General features: G+C 69.6%; 16 protein-coding genes. 7 read left to right on the plus strand and 9 right to left on the minus strand.

What is annotated here, in order from left to right; all coding sequences use genetic code 11:
• The first annotated feature begins 119 nt into the window (after nucleotides 1–119).
• Nucleotides 120–1,022 carry a hypothetical protein gene (locus BJY22_RS30270; protein ID WP_167213441.1) on the plus strand — a complete coding sequence of 301 codons (903 nt, stop codon included), beginning with the start codon at nucleotides 120–122 and terminating at the stop codon, nucleotides 1,020–1,022.
• Nucleotides 1,023–1,667: 645 nt separating this feature from the next.
• Here the strand turns inward: BJY22_RS30270 and recA are convergent.
• Nucleotides 1,668–2,738 carry a recombinase RecA gene (recA, locus tag BJY22_RS30275; RefSeq protein ID WP_167213444.1) on the minus strand — a complete coding sequence of 357 codons (1,071 nt, stop codon included), beginning with the start codon at nucleotides 2,736–2,738 and terminating at the stop codon, nucleotides 1,668–1,670.
• A gap of 250 nt (nucleotides 2,739–2,988) precedes the next feature.
• Here recA and BJY22_RS30280 point away from each other — a divergent pair, with 250 nt between their 5' ends.
• The gene (locus BJY22_RS30280) at nucleotides 2,989–3,780 is read left to right on the plus strand and encodes a hypothetical protein (RefSeq protein ID WP_167213446.1); all 792 of its coding nucleotides are present in this window, start codon (nucleotides 2,989–2,991) and stop codon (nucleotides 3,778–3,780) included.
• A 40-nt stretch (nucleotides 3,781–3,820) separates the two neighbouring features.
• Entirely contained in the window at nucleotides 3,821–4,381 is a 561-nt protein-coding gene (locus BJY22_RS30285; RefSeq protein WP_167213449.1) for a GrpB family protein, read from the plus strand.
• 23 nt (nucleotides 4,382–4,404) lie between these two features.
• Here BJY22_RS30285 and BJY22_RS30290 read toward each other — a convergent pair whose 3' ends face one another.
• Nucleotides 4,405–4,599: a DUF3046 domain-containing protein gene (locus BJY22_RS30290; protein ID WP_167213452.1), complete on the minus strand. Its 195-nt coding sequence runs from the start codon at nucleotides 4,597–4,599 to the stop codon at nucleotides 4,405–4,407.
• Nucleotides 4,596–5,792, minus strand: a complete 1,197-nt coding sequence (locus BJY22_RS30295) for an LppM family (lipo)protein (protein WP_167213455.1) — start codon at nucleotides 5,790–5,792, stop codon at nucleotides 4,596–4,598. Before BJY22_RS30295 ends, BJY22_RS30290 begins: the two co-directional genes overlap by 4 nt.
• A gap of 142 nt (nucleotides 5,793–5,934) precedes the next feature.
• On the opposite strand from BJY22_RS30295, the gene BJY22_RS30300 reads away from it, so the two are divergent.
• The 3 genes from BJY22_RS30300 to BJY22_RS30310 all read left to right on the plus strand — a co-directional run bounded on the left by BJY22_RS30300 (nucleotide 5,935) and on the right by BJY22_RS30310 (nucleotide 11,960).
• Complete coding sequence (locus BJY22_RS30300) at nucleotides 5,935–10,596, plus strand: ATP-dependent helicase (protein ID WP_167213458.1); 4,662 nt, start codon at nucleotides 5,935–5,937, stop codon at nucleotides 10,594–10,596.
• A 10-nt stretch (nucleotides 10,597–10,606) separates the two neighbouring features.
• Entirely contained in the window at nucleotides 10,607–11,392 is a 786-nt protein-coding gene (locus BJY22_RS30305) for a DNA-formamidopyrimidine glycosylase family protein (protein ID WP_167213461.1), read from the plus strand.
• A 106-nt stretch (nucleotides 11,393–11,498) separates the two neighbouring features.
• A complete protein-coding gene (locus BJY22_RS30310) occupies nucleotides 11,499–11,960 on the plus strand; it encodes a DUF4262 domain-containing protein (RefSeq protein WP_167213464.1) in 462 nt (153 codons plus the stop codon).
• 8 nt (nucleotides 11,961–11,968) lie between these two features.
• On the opposite strand, the gene BJY22_RS30315 is transcribed toward BJY22_RS30310, so the two are convergent.
• Entirely contained in the window at nucleotides 11,969–12,259 is a 291-nt protein-coding gene (locus BJY22_RS30315; protein WP_167213467.1) for a helix-turn-helix domain-containing protein, read from the minus strand.
• Nucleotides 12,260–12,422: 163 nt separating this feature from the next.
• Nucleotides 12,423–12,932, minus strand: a complete 510-nt coding sequence (locus BJY22_RS30320) for a CinA family protein (RefSeq protein ID WP_167218853.1) — start codon at nucleotides 12,930–12,932, stop codon at nucleotides 12,423–12,425.
• A 69-nt stretch (nucleotides 12,933–13,001) separates the two neighbouring features.
• Between BJY22_RS30320 and BJY22_RS30325 the strand changes: the two genes are divergently transcribed.
• Nucleotides 13,002–14,102: a DUF2332 domain-containing protein gene (locus BJY22_RS30325; protein ID WP_167213470.1), complete on the plus strand. Its 1,101-nt coding sequence runs from the start codon at nucleotides 13,002–13,004 to the stop codon at nucleotides 14,100–14,102.
• A 27-nt stretch (nucleotides 14,103–14,129) separates the two neighbouring features.
• Here BJY22_RS30325 and pgsA read toward each other — a convergent pair whose 3' ends face one another.
• From pgsA to BJY22_RS30345, 4 genes are all read right to left on the minus strand, one after another.
• Nucleotides 14,130–14,753: a CDP-diacylglycerol--glycerol-3-phosphate 3-phosphatidyltransferase gene (gene pgsA, locus BJY22_RS30330; RefSeq protein WP_167213472.1), complete on the minus strand. Its 624-nt coding sequence runs from the start codon at nucleotides 14,751–14,753 to the stop codon at nucleotides 14,130–14,132.
• Nucleotides 14,750–16,513, minus strand: coding sequence for a MiaB/RimO family radical SAM methylthiotransferase (locus tag BJY22_RS30335; RefSeq protein ID WP_167213475.1), 1,764 nt, complete (start codon nucleotides 16,511–16,513; stop codon nucleotides 14,750–14,752). The genes pgsA and BJY22_RS30335 overlap by 4 nt, the downstream gene beginning before the upstream one ends.
• Nucleotides 16,514–16,552: 39 nt before the next feature.
• Nucleotides 16,553–17,317 carry a helix-turn-helix domain-containing protein gene (locus BJY22_RS30340; protein ID WP_337759482.1) on the minus strand — a complete coding sequence of 255 codons (765 nt, stop codon included), beginning with the start codon at nucleotides 17,315–17,317 and terminating at the stop codon, nucleotides 16,553–16,555.
• Between the two features lie 98 nt (nucleotides 17,318–17,415).
• Nucleotides 17,416–17,940 (minus strand): hypothetical protein, encoded by a 525-nt coding sequence (locus BJY22_RS30345; RefSeq protein ID WP_337759483.1) that lies wholly within the window; start codon nucleotides 17,938–17,940, stop codon nucleotides 17,416–17,418.
• Between the last annotated feature and the right edge of the window lie 2 nt (nucleotides 17,941–17,942).

The following is a 17,942-nucleotide window of genomic DNA, read 5'->3' on the forward strand; positions in this document are numbered from 1 at the left end:
CCGATGGCATCGCCTCGGACTCCACTGACGCAGCAGAACCGCCGGTCGTCCCGCCGGCACGCCTCACGCCTGACGCGGAGCCTGATGTCGCCTCAGCCCCCACGTTCGCCGAAGCCGGCGTGTCCGCCCCGCCCGCCGAGTCCGTCGTGTTCGCCCCACCCGCCGAGTTCGCCGAAGCCGACGTCGCTGCCGACCGGGCACCGCCCGGTGCTGTGTTCGCCACGTCCGCCGATGTCGTCGAAGCGGTCGTGCTCCTCGAAGCGGTTGTGCTCTTCGCGCCCGACGCCTTCGTCGGAGGTGAGGTGTTCGTCGCGTCCGACGAGCTTGTCGTCGCCGTCGCGTCCGTCGCCGCCGTCGGGTTCACCGAAGGTGGCGTGTTCCTCGTCTTCGTCGAGGCGGTCGTGTTCTTCGCGGCCGACGCCTTCGTCGGAGGTGAGGTGTTCGTCGAGTCCGACGAGCTTGTCGTCGCCGTCGCGTCCGTCGGGTTCACCGAAGCTGGCGTGTTCCCCGCCTTCGCCGAAGCGGTCGTGTTCTTCGCGGCCGACGCTTTCGCCGAACGTGAGGTGTTTGTCGCGTCCGGCGAGCTTGTTGTGGCCGTCGGGTTCGTCGGAGTGGTGATGGCATCGCCGCGCGAGCTGGCTGATCTCCCGGTCGCCGCATCACCCGGCAACTCGCCGGGGAGCCGGTCCGTGTCGTTCGTCGAGTCTGATGTCTCCGGCGGGTCTGACCACGGGTCGAAGGCCTTACCCACGCCACCGAGGACGGGCTCAGTCCGTGGCGCGCCCTCGGGCGACGAGGCGAGTGGTGTCGCCGAGCCGTCGTCCGCGCGCTCGGGCGTACTGCGTCCTGCGCGCTTGGCAGGCGGGACTGGCGTGTCCTCGGCGAACGCACGAGCTTCGGCCAGGCGGTCGGCTGCCTGCGTCTTGAACGCCTGCGCGGTCTGCCCGTGGTCTTCGCCCCATGGATCAACCACGTCAGCACCCGAAGCGCGACGCGATGCATCCCGGCGAGTGGTGGACTGACTCTCCTCTTGCACCTCACGCGAGAACGCCGCCGCGTCGGACTGCCCGCGCGCCCCGCGGCCCTGCGGCAACCGTGCACTTCGCTCGGACTCACGCACAGGGCGCGCGGACTCACGCGCAGGTCGCTCGAGCCCACGCGCAGCATGCACGGGACCATTTGCAGGTCGCTCGGGCTCACGCGCGGCCTGCTCCTGCACATCGGCGGACGCAGGCTCGTCCCATGGGTCGATGGTGCCGACGGACCGCCTGACGGAGCCGGGGCGTCGACGCGCCGTACTCCATTCGGCCTCGTCCCCGCGCAGGGAGTCGTCGGCATCCGCCCACGGATCCGCGCGCTTCGAGTCCGTAGTACGACCGCGAGTACGACGACCTCCGCGACTCGAACCGGCCGAGGCGCCGCCTTGGCGGTCGTCGTCTGACGAGGACGTAGATCGCGACTCGTCACGCCGCGAGGACGTCTGCCGGGCCGAAGTACGCCTGGCAGAGGCTGTCTCCGCGGAGGCAGTTGTGTCCGACGCCCCGGATTCGGCCAGGAGTTTGCGGGCCAGCGCGAGGCGCTCGTCGTGGGGCAGGGACAGCGCCGCGGGGGCAGCGTCATCGGCAGTGGAAGGCTGCCGGGGGACGCTGCCACCCGCGGAGGGTCGATCAGAAGTCGACATCGACCTCGGCCGCGGCCTCGTCGGCCGGCTGGTCCAGGGTCGGGCCGATGCCCATCTTCTCCTTGATCTTCTTCTCCAGCTCGTTCGCCAGGTCGGGGTTGTCGCGCAGGAAGTTCCGCGCGTTCTCCCGGCCCTGGCCGAGCTGGTCGCTCTCGTAGGTGAACCAGGCACCCGCCTTGCGGACGAAGCCCTGGTCCACGCCGAGGTCGAGCAGGCTGCCCTCGCGGCTGATGCCCTGGCCGTAGATGATGTCGAACTCGGCCTGCTTGAACGGCGGGGCCACCTTGTTCTTCACGACCTTGACGCGGGTCCGGTTACCGACCACGTCCGAGCCGTCCTTGAGCGACTCGATCCGGCGCACGTCCAGCCGCACCGAGGCGTAGAACTTCAGCGCCTTACCACCGGTCGTCGTCTCCGGGGAGCCGAACATGACGCCGATCTTCTCGCGCAACTGGTTGATGAAGATCGCGGTCGTGTTGGTCCCGCTGACCGCACCGGTCATCTTCCGCAGTGCTTGGCTCATCAGCCGGGCCTGCAGACCGACGTGGCTGTCACCCATCTCGCCCTCGATCTCGGCACGCGGCACCAGCGCGGCCACCGAGTCGATCACGACGATGTCGATCGCGCCGGAGCGGACCAGCATGTCGGCGATCTCCAGCGCCTGCTCACCGGAGTCGGGCTGCGAGACCAGCAGCGCGTCGGTGTCGACACCCAGTTTCCGCGCGTACTCCGGGTCGAGGGCGTGCTCGGCGTCGATGAAGGCCGCGATCCCGCCGGCGCGCTGAGCGTTGGCGACCGCGTGCAGGGCGACCGTCGTCTTACCGGAGGACTCCGGGCCGTAGATCTCCACCACGCGGCCGCGCGGCAGACCACCGATCCCGAGCGCGATGTCGAGCGAGATCGACCCGGTCGGGATGACCTCGATCGGCGGCCTGTTCTGCTCTCCCAGGCGCATCACCGAACCCTTGCCGCACTGCCGCTCGATCTGCGTCAGCGCGGTCGCAAGCGCCTTCTCGCGATCGGCCGCCGCGCGCTCCGCACTCGCTACACCCGCCATGTGACTGCCACCTGACCCATCTGATAATCCGGGGCAGCCGGCCGGCCGCCCGAAGAAACTTCGTTGTCGCCAGAGAAGGTATTCGTCGCCTCGGACAGTTTTCGCCGCCACTTCGAATCTGTGGACAACTCGGCCGTCCCAGCACCTTCCGGAGACCAAACTATCCCGAACACGTGTTCGAATCGCAACTGACACGCCGATACCTGTCCCGGCAACCGATCTGACCCACCGGATCCCTACCCTTGCGAGCGTGACAGACCGGCCCGACGTACCCGATTCCGCCGTGATCCTCGCGATCAGCCGCGTGGAATTCGGCATCGACTACGTCCTCGACGCGCTCCGTTCCCAGGACCCGTTCGGCATCCGCAGCTACCTGGCGGAGTACTCCGCGCAGGAGAAGCCGAACCTGGCCGAGAAGGGCCTGATCCTCGCGATCGACCGATTACTGCAGATGAAGGTGCCCGGCCACGAGGAGTGGCCGACCCTCCCGCTGGCCAAGCGCTGCGACTGGTGGGTGGAACGGCTGGGCGGATTCGCCGCGATCGTCGCCGGCCTCCCCCGGCTCAGCGGCGCGGCGGCGGACCGGCTGCCGATGAAGGACACCCTCGGCGCCGCCGTGCAGGCGATGGTGATCGGTGCCGTCTGCCGGGAGTACGGCGTGGAGGCGCATGCCGACCGTACGGCGATCATCGCCCGGGTGCTCACCGACCGCCCGATCACGCCGGACGAGGTCCTCAAGTACGACGACCCGGTGGTCGCCGGCGACGACGTCTCCCAGCAGCTGGGACTCCACGAAGTCACCTCGGACATGGGCCTGCGTAAGGGTGTCCGGCTGGTCTGGCGGCTGAGCAAACTGTTCGGCGGGCTCAGCGAGGTGTTCGAGGAGCGGCCGCGCGGCAGCCTGGGCGCCCGGTTCGTCGGGAAGCTTCCCGGCGTCGGTGTGGTCGGTGGGTTCTTCGACGAGCGCAAGGGCATCAAGAAGGCGGCGTACGAGGCGGCGGAGCTGCTCACCACCAGTGCGTTCCGGGTCAAACCGGTCTGATCGCTGGGACCGGCCGTAGCAGTACTGACATGATCTCCACATGACTGGGATCGTCATTGTGCGACCGGACGAGACATGGCCCGCGCAGTACCAGAAGACCGCCTACGCGATCGGTGGGGTGCTCGGCGAACTTGCCCAGCGGATCGACCACATCGGTTCCACCTCGGTACCGGGGTTGCCGGCCAAGGATGTCCTCGACATCCAGGTCACCGTGGGCACGGAGCCGGAGCTGGACGACGTGGCGGAACGGATGGTCGCCGCGGACTGGGAGCTCCGCCCGCCGCGGCGCGACCATCCGGTGCCGGGACTGCCCGCCGACGACATCCAGTGGATGAAGCGGATGCTGGTCGAACCGATGTACCGCCGTCGGGTCAACCTGCACGTCCGGGTGGCCGGCCGTGCCAATCAGCGGTACGCGCTGCTGTTCCGCGACTATCTGCGCAGCCACCCGGAGACGGCCCGCGCGTACGCCGCGTTCAAGCAGCACGCGGCCGCACTCCGGCTCGAGATCGGCGACTACAGCGATCTCAAGGATCCCGTCTGTGACCTCATCTACTTGCCGGCCGAGGAATGGGCTGCGCGCACCGGGTGGGCGGTCTAGCTACCCGTTCGTTGCCATAGGCATCAGCGTTCGCTGGGCGGAAGGTTGAGATGCGCCCACACGGCACGCCACACCACCTTGGCGGCCTCGCCGTCGGCCAGGGCCTCGACGACCGTCCGGCCGCCGAGCTCCTGGACGACCTGGGTCTCGGCCCAGGTCCGTGCGTACGCGGGACCGAGATGGTGATTCATCCGCTCCCAGAACTCCGTCAGTCTCATGCCTGCCCGTCGTCATCCTTCGGTGGCGGTCCCCAACCGCCCTGCTGCCCCTGCTGAGGCGCCGACGGACCGCCCTGCTGGCCCGGGCCACCCTGCTGCGGCGGCCGCTGACCGTACTGCGAACCCTGCTGCGGCTGACCGGGCTGCTGACCCTGACCAGGCTGCTGTCCCCACCCCCCGGGACCTTGCTGCGGCGGCTTCTGCGGGCCCCACTGTCCCTGACCCTGCTGAGGCTGCCCAGGGTACTGCGGTTGACCAGGCTGGCCACCGTACGGCGGCTGCCCCTGCCCCGGCTGCCCCTGCCCCGGCTGCCCTTGTCCCGGCTGACCCGGGTACTGACCCGGCTGACCGCCGTACTGACCCGGCTGACCCGGCTGACCGCCGTACTGACCGGGCTGCCCCGGGTACTGCCCACCGGGACCGGGCTGCCCTGGGTACTGCCCGCCAGGACCGGGCTGGCCGTACTGCTGACCCGGGTACTGCCCCGGTCCGCCGTACTGACCCGGCTGTCCCGGGTACTGCCCCGGGAACTGCTGCCCGTAGCCCTGCGGCCCCTGCCCCTTGCGACTGCGCAGAACGAAGAAGACCACCGCGGCGATCGCCAGCACCACCAGCACGATGATCAGGATCAGCGCCCACGTCGGGAACCCACCGCCGGCCTCCGAGGTCAGCGAGATCTTCCCGAGCTTGTCGACGCTGTCGTACGTCGCCGTCCGGCCGCTGACCTTCGCGCCGTCGTCGTGCTCGAGGATCTTGCCCGGCATGGTGATCTTGAAGTTCACCTCCGGCTGGCTGCCGCCCGACGGCATGTTGCCCAGGTCGCCGCCCTTCACCGACACCGTGACCTTGTCGCCGTCCTTGCGGAAGCTGACGCCGTCACCGCTCGAGCTGCCCATCTTGTCGAACGGCACGTTCTTGAACGTGCAGTCGGAGCCGACGAACTTGTCGTCCTCGTACGACTTGCATTCGACGCCGTCGGTCGCCGTCGACTTGATGCTGCTCTCGATCTGCTGGCGGACCTTCTCGAGGGACTGGCCGCTGGACTCCAGCAGCTTCTTGTCCACCCCGATCTTCATCGAACCCGAGACGGTCTCGTTCGACCCGACCTTCAGGTCGCCGTCGAGCTTGACGCACCCGGTCAGCCCGATGAGGCAGGCCACGACGACGAGGGCTGCGCGTACGCGGTTCATCATGCCGCCGATCATTCCAGACGCCGGGGACAATCCGCGCACCGGACGGAAAGGGCCTCCTCACTGCGTGCGACGGTGGCCCGGTAAGCGGACGAGAGCTGCCGCCGGACCGAGCGCGTGAAAACTGTCGGCGGCACCCGGCAAGATGGTCGGCGTGAAGAAGACCAGCGCGTTGAGCCGGTTCTCGCCCGCGACCCGGGCGTGGTTCGGCGACGTCTTCGAGGCGGCCACCCCGGCCCAGCTCGAGGCGTGGGACGCCATCACCGCGGGCCGGGATGCGCTGGTGGTCGCCCCGACCGGCTCCGGGAAGACGCTGGCCGCGTTCCTGTGGGCGCTGGACCGCTTGGCCACGACTCCCCCGCCGGACGATCCGAAGTTGCGCTGCCGGGTGCTGTACGTGTCGCCGCTGAAGGCGCTGGCCGTGGACGTCGAGCGCAACCTCCGCGCGCCGCTGATCGGCATCCGGGAGACCGCTCGCCGGCTCGGTGAGGCCCCGATCGATGTCGAGGTCGCCGTGCGATCGGGCGACACCCCGGCCGCTGAGCGACGACGGTTCGCCTCGCGGCCTTCCGACGTACTGATCACGACCCCGGAGTCCTTGTTCCTGCTGCTGACATCGCAAGGGCGTGAGTCGCTCCGCGGCGTCGAGACGGTCATCGTCGACGAGGTGCACGCGGTCGCCGGGACGAAACGCGGCGCGCATCTGGCGTTGACGCTCGAGCGCCTCGACGCGCTGCTGCCGAAGCCGGCGCAGCGCATCGGCCTGTCGGCGACGGTGCGACCGGTAGAAGAGGTCGCGCGATTCCTCGGCGGCGAGCGGCCGGTGACGGTCGTGCAACCCAAGTTCACGAAGCAGTGGGATTTGAGCGTCGTCGTACCGGTCGAGGACATGGCCGAGCTGGCCGCGACCGAGGTCGAGACGTCCGGATCAGCGGCCGCTCCGCAGCAGCACGCGTCGATCTGGCCGCATGTCGAGGAACACGTCTTCGACCTGATCAGTCAGCACAGCTCGACGATCGTCTTCTCGAACTCGCGTCGCCTCGCCGAGCGACTGACGGCCCGGCTGAACGAGATCGCCGCCGAGCGCGCCGAGCTGGAGCTCCCGGAGCTCGGTTCGCCGGCCCAGCTGATGGCGCAGTCAGGCGGATCGCTCGCGGCCCCGCCGTTGATCGCGCGCGCCCATCACGGCTCGGTCAGCAAGGAGCAACGGGCCCTCATCGAGGCGGATCTGAAGTCCGGGCGGCTGCCGTGCGTGGTGGCGACGAGCAGCCTCGAGCTCGGCATCGACATGGGCGCGGTGGATCTGGTCATCCAGGTCGAGGCCCCGCCGTCGGTCGCCAGTGGGTTGCAACGCGTCGGTCGCGCGGGTCACCAGGTCGGGGCGGTGTCGCGGGGCGTGCTGTTCCCCAAGTTCCGCGGCGACCTGATCGACACCGCCGTCGTCGTCCAACGGATGCGTGACGGACTGATCGAGAGTCTGCACATTCCGGCCAACCCGCTCGACGTGCTCGCCCAGCAGATCGTCTCGATCGTGGCGCTGGACTCGATCGACGTCGACGACCTCTTTGCTCTGGTACGACGATGCGCGCCGTTCGCGACGCTGCCGAGATCGGCGTACGACGGCGTGCTCGACATGCTGTCCGGTCGCTACCCGTCGGACGAGTTCGCCGAGCTGCGGCCGCGGATCGTGTTCGACCGGGTCAGCGGCGAGATCTCCGGGCGGCCGGGCGCTCAGCGGCTCGCGGTGACGAGCGGCGGGACGATTCCGGATCGCGGGCTGTTCGGTGTGTTCCTGGTCGGCGAGTCGACGAACCACCGAGTCGGCGAGCTCGACGAGGAGATGGTGTACGAGTCGCGTGTCGGCGACGTGTTCACGCTCGGCGCGTCGAGCTGGCGGATCGAGGACATCACGCACGACCGGGTGCTCGTCTCCCCCGCGCCGGGTCAGCCCGGGAGACTGCCGTTCTGGAAGGGCGACGCGGTCGGGCGTCCGGCTGAGCTCGGCGCGGCGACCGGTGCGTTCATCCGCAAGATGGCGTCGTTGCCGGCCGCCAAGGCGGTCGAGCGTGCGCGGACCGCCGGCCTCGACGAGTACGCCGCCAACAACCTTGTCTCGTACCTTGCCGAGCAGCGCGACGCGACCAGTCGAGTGCCGGACGACGTGACGATCGTGGTGGAGCGGTTCCGCGACGAGCTCGGCGACTGGCGGGTCTGCGTGCATTCGCCGTACGGCGGTCAGGTGCACGGCCCGTGGGCGCTGGCGATCGCGGCGCGGCTGCGGGATCGGTACGGGATGGACGCGCAGTCGGTCTCGGGCGACGACGGGATCGTGCTACGGCTGCCGGAGACGGACGAGGCGCCACCGGGTGCGGAGCTGGTGCTGTTCGATCCGGCTGACATCGAGGACCTGGTCACCACCGAGGTGGGGGGATCGGCGTTGTTCGCGGCGCGATTCCGTGAATGCGCGGCGCGGGCGCTGCTGCTGCCGCGGCGCAATCCGGGACGCCGATCACCGCTCTGGCAGCAACGGCAACGTGCGTCACAGTTGCTGAGTGTGGCGAGCAAGTTCGGGTCGTTCCCCATCGTGCTCGAGACACTGCGCGAGGTTCTGCAGGACGTCTACGACCTGCCGTCGTTGAAGGATCTGTTGACCGGGATCAGCGAGCGGCGGATCTCCGTCGTCGAGGTGGAGACGCCGGAGGCATCACCGTTCGCGAAGTCCCTGCTGTTCGGCTATGTGGGCGCGTTCATGTACGAAGGCGACAGTCCGCTGGCCGAGAAGCGTGCGGCCGCGCTCGCCCTGGACCAGAGCTTGCTGGCGGAGTTGCTCGGTCGGACCGAGCTGCGCGAGCTGCTCGACGCCGAGGTCGTGCTGCGCACCGAGGCCGAATTGCAGCGACTTGCCGAGGATCGTCGCGCGCGTGATGCCGAGGGCCTGTTCGACGTACTGCGGATCGTCGGGCCACTGTCCTTGCCGGAGGCAACGCAGCGGTGCGTGGACGGTTCCGACCCTGAGTCCTGGCTGACCTCACTGGCGGCGGCCCGTCGTGTCGTGCGGGTCCGGATCGCAGGCGAACACCGATGGGCCGTCGTCGAGGATGTGGCACGCCTGCGGGACGCTCTCGGCGTACCGCTGCCCCCCGGTGTCGCGGAGGCGCACGCCGAGCCTGTCGCCGATCCGCTCGGTGACCTCGTGTCTCGGTATGCACGCACCCACGGGCCGTTCCGCGCGATCGATCTCGCGACGCATCTCGGGATCGGCGTCGCGGTCGTCAGCGACGCGCTGCGTCGTCTCGGAGCGGCGGGTCGCGTCGTCGAGGGCGAGTTCCTGCCCGGTGGGATCGCGCTCGAGTGGTGTGACAGCGAGGTCCTCCGACTGCTGCGGCGGCGTTCGCTGGCTGCGCTGCGGAAGGAGGTCGAGCCGGTCGATCCATCCGCGCTGGCCCGGTTCCTTCCCGCGTGGCAAGGGATCACGAGCAGTCGTGGACGCGGGTACGACGTACTTCTCGGCGCGGTCGAGCAACTCGCGGGATGCGCCGTGCCGGCGTCGGCGCTGGAGTCGATCGTGCTGCCGTCACGGGTGCCCGGGTATCAGCCGTCGATGCTGGACGAGCTGACGGCGACCGGTGAAGTGGTGTGGGCCGGCTCGGGTTCATTGCCGGGGACCGACGGGTGGGTGTCGCTGCATCTGGCCGACAACTGCGATCTGACGTTGCCTGACCCGGATCCGGCGTTCGAGTTGGGCGAGACGCACCAGGCCGTGCTGGACGCCTTGTCAGGTGGCGGGGCGTTCTTCTTCCGGCAGCTGAGTGATGTGGTCGGCTCGAGCTCCGGCGTCGTGGAGGACGAGGCGCTCGTCACCATTCTCTGGGATCTCGTCTGGGCGGGCTACCTGACGAATGACACCCTGACACCGGTCCGATCGCTGGTCGGTGGTGGCCGCGGCAGCCACCGGACCCGTCGTGCGACACCACGCGCACGACCGGGACGTCCGGCTCGGCCCGGGCGGCCCGCGATGCCGTCGCGGAGTGGACCGCCGACCGCCGGCGGGCGATGGTCGTTGCTTCCGGCCCGTAGTTCGGATGCGACGCGGCGAGCCCATGCCGCGGCCGAGACACTGCTCGATCGCTACGGGATCGTGACACGCGGATCGGTCATCACCGAGCGGACGCCCGGTGGGTTCGCGGCCGTGTACAAGGTGCTGAGCGCGTTCGAGGAGTCCGGCCGGTGCCGGCGCGGGTACTTCGTCGCCGGTTTGGGGGCGGCGCAGTTCGCGCTGCCTGGCGCCGTCGATCGTCTGCGGGCGCTCGCCGAGCTGTCTGTGCCGGCTGAGCCCGACGGACCGTTCGGTCCACCGGGCCGGTTCGGTCCAGGCGGTGCGCGGACGAGCGGAGCGTCAGGTGGGGCAGGTCGCGGTCGTAGAGACAACGAGCCGGCCGCGCGTGCCGTCGTACTGGCTGCATCCGACCCGGCGAATCCGTACGGCGCCGCTCTGCCGTGGCCCGAGCGGGAGAACGCGGGAGGTCATCGTCCGGGTCGGAAGGCCGGTGCGCTGGTCGTGCTGGTCGACGGACAGTTGATCGTGTACGTCGAACGCGGCGGGCGGACCGTGCTGAGTTTCACCGAGGACACCGACCTGCTGCAGCCCGCGGTCGACGCGCTCGCGTTGTCGATCCGGGACGGTCAGCTCGGCAAACTGAGCGTGGAGACAGCCGATGGCGAGCAGGTACGGCATACGGCGTTCGGGGACGCGTTGGCGAAGGCCGGGTTCCATGCGACGCCGCGCGGTCTGCGGCTCCGGGCCTGAGTGAGCCGTCGTGCCGGAAGGAGACACCGTCTGGCGGGCCTGCAAGCGGCTGAACCAAGCACTTGCCGGGCAGGAGCTCGTCCGCACAGACTTCCGCGTGCCTTCGCTGGCGACGACCGACCTCAGCGGCCGGACGATGCAGGAGGTCGTTGCGCGCGGCAAACACATCCTGATGCGGCTCTCGGGCGGTCTGACGCTGCACAGTCACTTCCGGATGGACGGCAGTTGGCATCTGTACCGTCCGGGTGAGCGCTGGCGCGGCGGACCCGAGCACGAGATCCGTGTCGTCCTCGCGACGGATCCGTGGACCGCGGTCGGTTACCGGCTGCCGGTGCTCGAGCTCGTCTCCACCGATCAGGAGAGCAGCGTCGTCGGCCACCTCGGACCGGATCTGCTCTCCCCGGCGTTCGACCGGGCGACCGCGATCGCGAACGTCGAGTCCGATCCGGGGCGCACCATCAGCGAGGCGTTGCTCGACCAGCGCAACCTTGCCGGGATCGGCAACTTCTACCGCACCGAGGTCTGTTTCCTGCTCGGTCTGCACCCGTGGTGCCCGGTGTCGGACGCCGACGTCCCGGCCGCGGTCGACCTCAGCCGGAAACTGATGAAGGCCAACGTTCGGAACGCGGCCCAGGTCAGCACCGGCGTCGACCGGCCTGGCCAACGCTCCTGGGTGTTCGAACGCGCCGGCAAGCCGTGCCGCCGCTGCGGAACGACGATACTCACCGCGCAACTCGGCGAACCGACACGCGAACGCGTCACCTACTGGTGCCCGGCCTGCCAGCCCGAGAGCTGATCCGCGCACTTGCTGAAACTGCCCTGTGGACAACGCCGCGGGCGGCGCCGAACACGGATACCTTCTCTGACGCATCGAACGAATGTTCGAACGAGAGGAGATGACGATGTGCGACAGGTGCGGCGGCCTGAGCGACGAGCAGTACGCGCGGCAGATCGAGCGGAACATCCAGACCTACGGCTGGACGATGCAGTACGTCGATGGCGACGGCGACCGGAATCCGGCGTTCGGCTACACGCTGGGCCTCAGTCTGTACCAGCATCCGGAATTCATCGTCTTCGAGAGCGAGCCGAGTTACGCCTACCTCGGTCTCAAGCCACTCGCTTGGGCCGTGATGGAGGGCGCGGTCTTCGACGAAGGTGACGACCTGTCCGGATTCTTCCCGCCACCGCACACCGCCGAACTGCTTCGGTTTCCCGACTCGGCGCATCACCTGTTCACGGCCAACGCGATGTTCCGGCGGCCCGGTGGTCCGCCGATAGCCGCGCTGCAGCTCATCTGGCCGACCCGGACGGCATTGATCCAGCCGACCGACCGCCGTCCCGCTCCCGAAGGAGATGTCCGATGAACGGCGGATCAGGCTGCCGAGGCCACGACCTCGGGCTCGATCGCGGGGTGCGCCAGGACGAGGGCCTCTTCGCGCGCCAAGTCCTCACTGACCTCGGCGAACACCGTCGACAGCGGCACGTCCAGTGCCATGCAGATCGCCGCCAGCAGCTCGCTGGAAGCTTCCTTCTGACCGCGCTCGACCTCGGAGAGGTAGCCGAGACTCACACGGGCGTCGGCGGATACCTCGCGCAGAGTGCGCCCCTGGCGCAGCCGCTTACGCCGCAGCACGTCGCCCAGCAGGCCACGAACCAGCACCATGAGGTTTCTCCCTTCCGCCTGTCCGGCCACGTCTACCCGCACGGTAGCGCGGCCGTAGGAACCAACGGTACCTGTTGCTGGGTCACTACCCCTCGCAATGTCCACCTTCGGTGCGCCGTGCCAGTCTTCCTTACCTGTCCCCATGCTGGTCCTAACATCCCGTTCAGTCGAGTTCTTCCGCCACAACAGTTGCTCCGAGTTCCAGGACGGACTGCACACTTCCCCGACGAACGGCCTCCCGATCGCCGGTCAACTGCAGCTTCCGCACCTGCACAGTGCCCGGTCCGGCCGCTGCCACGTATACCGTGCCCGCCTCGATACCCGCCTGCGGGTCCGGGCCGGCCACACCGGTCGTCGCGAGCCCGTAGTCGGCCTCGAGACGCTCCCGCACCCCGCTCGCCAGGGCTGCAGCCGTATCCGGGTGCACCGGCCCCACAGCGGCCAGCAAGTCCTCCGGGACGCCCGCGAGCTTCGCCTTCAGGTCAGTCGCGTACACGACCACGCCACCCCGATACACAGCCGACACCCCCGGCACACCCGTCAGAACCGCCCCGACCATCCCCCCGGTCAACGACTCAGCCGTCGCCAGCGTCACGCCCCGCTCAAGCAACAACCCCACCAACCGCCGAACCGCGACCTCAACCCCATCCCCAACCACCCGCCACCTCCACATCCGACCAATACCCGTACTCAACACCAGCCTCCCGCTCCCCCACCAACCCCCGTCCGTAGACTCCCTGGGATGTCGGGGTCTACCGGTGGAAATGCGAAGGCTGGGGGGCGGGCTCGGACGCTCGCGGAGGTCTATCGGCGGTTCGGCGAGGTGGACGGGCCGAAGGTTTCGCCGGTGTACGGGCGGATCGCGAATGCGTTGAGCAAGTCGGATGAGGCGCTGCGGGTTATCGAGACCGCACCGGCGCGGCAGCGGCATCCGGCGACCATTCTGGCGGCTCTCCACGACCTCGCGCTCGCTGGAGACGCCCCCGCCCTCGCCAAGGCCTTCGCCACCGCCAATGCGACCGACGTCGGGGCGGTGGCCGCGGAGGTTGTGGTTGGGATGGGGGAATTGGTTGTGGAGCGGGCCGCGGGCCGGCGGGTGCGGGCGGATGAGGGTGGGCGGCATGCGGTGCTGTATCCGGCGGTGGCTGAGGTGGCTCGGCGGGTGGGGGCCGGGGCGGTTGGGCTCATTGATGTGGGACGCGCGGCGGGCCTGAATCTGACGGTTGATCGGGTCGGGATCTCGTACGGGAACGGGCAGTCGTTGGGGGACGCTCGGTCGGCGGTTCAGGTGTCGGCTTCGGTTGTGGGCGGCGGGGAGGTCCCGTCAGGGGTGATGCCGGAGGTGGTCGCCCGGGTCCTGATTGACGTTGATCCGGTGGATGTGACGGACGCAGACGAGGCGCGTTGGTTGCGGGCGTGTGTGTCGCCGGATCAGGTGGAGCGGTTGGCGCGGCTCGAGGCGGAGTTGGCGTTGGCCGCGGCGGATCCGCCGGTGCTGCTGCGGGGCGAGGTTGTCGACGTTCTGCCGGAGGCGATCGCTCGGGTGCCTGACGACGTACTGCCGGTGGTGATCACAACGTGGGCGTTGTCGGCGTTGGATCTCGAGGGGCGTTTGAGGTTCCTGCAGCGGCTCGACGAGGCAGCTACCCGACGGCCCGTGGCTTGGGTGTCGGTGGAGGGGGTTGGCGTGGCGCCGGGGATCCCGACGTTCGGCGACCGGCGGGCTTCGGGGCACAGCATCATCGGGATGGGCGTGTTCGAGCACGCGTCGATGCAGGCCAGTGCGGTCGGTCGGTGCTGGCGGCGCGGCGGAATGCTCGCTTGGTTGGCCGAGCACAACTGAGCCCCGAGCCAGAGTGCCTGAGCAGCGTCAGGGAAGTTTGCGCTTGGCGGCTGTGCGGAGCTGGATGGCCCGGGAGAGGTAGTCGAGGCCGGTGACGAGGGTCACCAGGACGGCAGCGGCCATGATGGCTACGGCGGGCCAATGGACGATCGGGAGGTCCTGCCACGGGAGGAGGTACAGGCCCAGGGCGATGGCTTGCAGGACGGTTTTGAGCTTGCCGCCCCGGCTGGCGGGCATCACGCCGTGGCGGATCACCCAGAAGCGGAGAAGCGTGACGCCCCATTCGCGGACCAGGACCACGATGGTGACCCACCACGGGAGTTCGCCCAGGTACGAGAGGCCGATGAAGGCCGCGCCGGTGAGGGCCTTGTCGGCGATCGGGTCGGCGATCTTGCCGAAGTTCGTGACCAGGTTCCAGCGCCGGGCGATGTCGCCGTCGAAGCGGTCGGTGACGATCGCGACGACGAACGCGGCGGTGGCGAGCAGCCGGTCGCCGGTGGTGTGACCGCCGTCGCGGAGCAGGAGCCAGACGAACAGCGGGACCAGGACCAGCCGCAGCACGGTCAGCGCGTTCGGCACGTTCCACGCGCTGGGCGCGTGGAGATGTCCGCCGGCTGCGCGCGGCGCCGGGTTGGTCGGCGGGTTGGTCACGCGGTCAGATTAACTGCCGGACGGGCGTCCGGGGCGCTCACGAGTGCCGCGAACTCGGCGATCAGGTCGACGCCGTCGCTCGCCACCACCTTCGCGGACACCAGATCCCCCACCCGAATTCCCTCCGGAAGCCCCGTCACCGTCGTCGTACCGTCCACCTCGGGGCCCTGGTGCGCGGCGCGGCCCTCCACGGTCGGTACGTCGGCGTCGTCGAGGGACTCGATCAGCACCTCGAGCAGCTCGCCGATCCGGGACTCGGCGCGCGCGGAGGTCAGGTCCTCGGCGAGGCGGGTGACCCGGTCGAGGCGGGCCGCGATGGTGTCCTCGTCGAGCTTGCCGTCGTACGTCTCGGCCTCGGTGCCGTCCTCGTCGGAGTACCCGAAGACGCCGATCGCGTCCAGGCCGGCCCGGGAGAGGAAGTCGCAGAGGATGTCGACGTCCTCCTCGGTCTCGCCCGGGAAGCCGACGATCACATTGCTGCGGATGCCGGCGGTCGGGGCGGCGGCGCGGACCTGGGCGATGAGCTCCAGGAAGCGCTCGGCGTCGCCGAAGCGGCGCATGCGGCGCAGCAGCGGGCCCGAGGCGTGCTGGAACGACAGGTCGAAGTACGGGACGACGCCTGGGGTGCCGGTCATCGCGCTGATCAGGGTCGGGCGCATCTCGGCCGGCTGCAGGTACGAGACGCGGACGCGGGTGATGCCGGGGACCTGGGCGATCTCGCCGACCAGGGTCTCGAGCAGGCGGAGGTCGCCGAGGTCCTTGCCGTAGGAGGTGGAGTTCTCGGAGACCAGGAAGAGTTCACGTACGCCGTTCTCGGCCAGCCACTCGGCCTCGCGGAGGACCTCGGCCGGGCGTCGGGACATGAAGGCGCCGCGGAACATCGGGATGGCGCAGAACGCACAGCGGCGATCGCAACCGGAGGCCAGCTTGAGCGGCGCCATCGGGCCGCCGTCGAGACGGCGGCGCATCACCCGCGGACCGCTGGCGGGGGCGGTTGCGAGGTCGGGGGCGTCGATCTTCAGCTCTTCCGGTGCACCGGTGACGAAGCGGCCCTTGAGCCCCCCGGAGGCGTCGGCGGCGTCGGAGGCAGCCGAGACCGGCCGGAGCTGCTCAGGGATGTGGTCACCGAGCACAGCACCTGCACCGGACACCGTGGCGGCGCCGGCGGCAGGACCGGAGGCGGAGGCACCCGGGGCGTCGGACACGGTGCCGGCCGCGGTGCCCGAGGCGGAACGCGTCGAGGTGCCGGAGGCAGGGGCGGGCGCGGTGCTAGCTGAGGTGGTCGGGTCGCCGTGGCCGGGGATGGGGACGGGAGGCGCGGTGTGGCGGTCTGCGGGGGCCAGGGGTAGGAGTTTGCGGCGGTCGCGGGGAACGTGGGCCTGGTGCTTCGTGCCCGACAGGATCGAGCGGAGACGGTCGGAGATGTCCGTGTAGTCGTCGAAGCTCAGCACGGCGTCGGTCTCCGGGAGGGCCTCGGCGAGCTGATCGCCGTACCGCTCGGCCAGACACCCGACCGCGACGACCGCCTGCGTCCGCCCGGTCTCCTTGTAGTCGGCGGCCGCCAGCAGCGTGTCGACGGAGTCCTTCTTGGCGGCCTCGACGAAGCCGCAGGTGTTCACCACCACCGTGTCCGCCTCGGCAGCGTCGTCGACCAATCGGAATCCGCCGGCCTCGAGCCGGCCGGCCAGTTCCTCGGAGTCGACATCGTTACGGGCACAGCCCAGCGTGACCAGGGCGACGGTGGTGGGTGGCGTAGTCATCCCCACGAGTATGACGCGCTGTGCACGTCCGCGCCTAACTCAGGAGCCGCTCGTGGTCTTGCTGAGGGTGCCGTTCGGGTGCGCGGTGAACCGGTACAGCTTGGTGGGGATCTGCTTCCCGTTCAGGACGACAACCAGGTTGGCCGGGTTGCTGACGGTCACCCGGATGTCGCCGGCGCTGGTGACGGACTGGGCGATGCCGGGGCCGAGGCGGCCCTGGAACAGGCGGCGGTCCTTCCGGTCGCGGACCGTCAGGTAGGTGCCCTCGCCCTTGGCGGTCAGCGTGAGTTTGGTCTTCAGGGCCGGCGGCTTCTTCTTGGTCGGCTTCGCGGTCGGCTTGACGGTCGGCTGCGGCGTCGGCTTCGGAGCCGGGGTCGTGACGGTGGCCGTGGCGGTCGCGGTCTTGGACGCGTTCGCCTCGATGTCACTGGGCAGCGTGAACAGCCGCACCATTCCCCAGCCCATCAGGCTGACCAGGATCGCGCCGACCACGACGGCCCAGCGCGGGCGGGCCGGGTTCAGCTTGGGGACCTTCACCGCGGCACGTTCCTCGCGACGGGACTTCTCCTCCTCGACGGCGTGTTCGGCGTCGAAGGTGGCCAGCAACGGCGCCGGGTCGGCCTTGACCACCCGGGCGATCGACCGGATGTGACCACGCGCGTAGAAGTTCCCGCCGCAGCGGGAGAAGTCGTCGGCCTCCATGGCGATCAGCAACCCGGTTCTGATCCGGGTCGCAGCGCTCAGTTGCTCGATCGTCATGTCGGCCCGTTCGCGGGCCGCCGTGAGCTCGCTGCCGATGCTCACGTCCCCACCGTCCTCTCTTCGTCCGAGCTGTGGTCTCGCCGACAGCCGGACCGCCGACACCATCTCAACGGCCTTGGTCCGACGGGGTCACGGACGAGTCAGAGTTGTTCCCTGACCGGACACCTGGCATCGGCCAGCATGTGCAGCGCCTGCACCACTTCCCCGTTCGACGGCCGTGCCGTCAACCCGAACGGTATCGCGAGTGACGACCCCGTCAGTCGGCGGTTCGCATCGGTTGTCTTGCGGGTCGAGCTCGGCAACGCGGCGAGGATCGGCCCGGGATCCTGCAGATGTACGGCGATCCGCCCGTCGTCGAGCGGATGCCGCCGCTGCAGCACCGTCACCTCTTCGATGTCCTCCCACCGGGTACCCACCCACTCGTTGCCGATGCGCAGGCGGATGCCGACGGCGTCGGCGACCAGCATGTCCCCCACGGTCAGCGCGCGGGCACAGACCACGGCGAGTACGGCGAACGCGGCCGCCGCGATCCAGCGCAGTACGCCGGTCGGACTCGTCGACGCCGACGCCGCGAACCCGATGGCGACCAGCACGGCACCGGCCGCCAGCCCGCCGTGCACCTTCTGGGAGGCACGAACGGTGAACGGCGTGGGCTCCGGGTCCACGT

Source organism: Kribbella shirazensis (assembly GCF_011761605.1).
In the GTDB taxonomy this organism is placed as follows: Bacteria; Actinomycetota; Actinomycetes; order Propionibacteriales; family Kribbellaceae; genus Kribbella; species Kribbella shirazensis.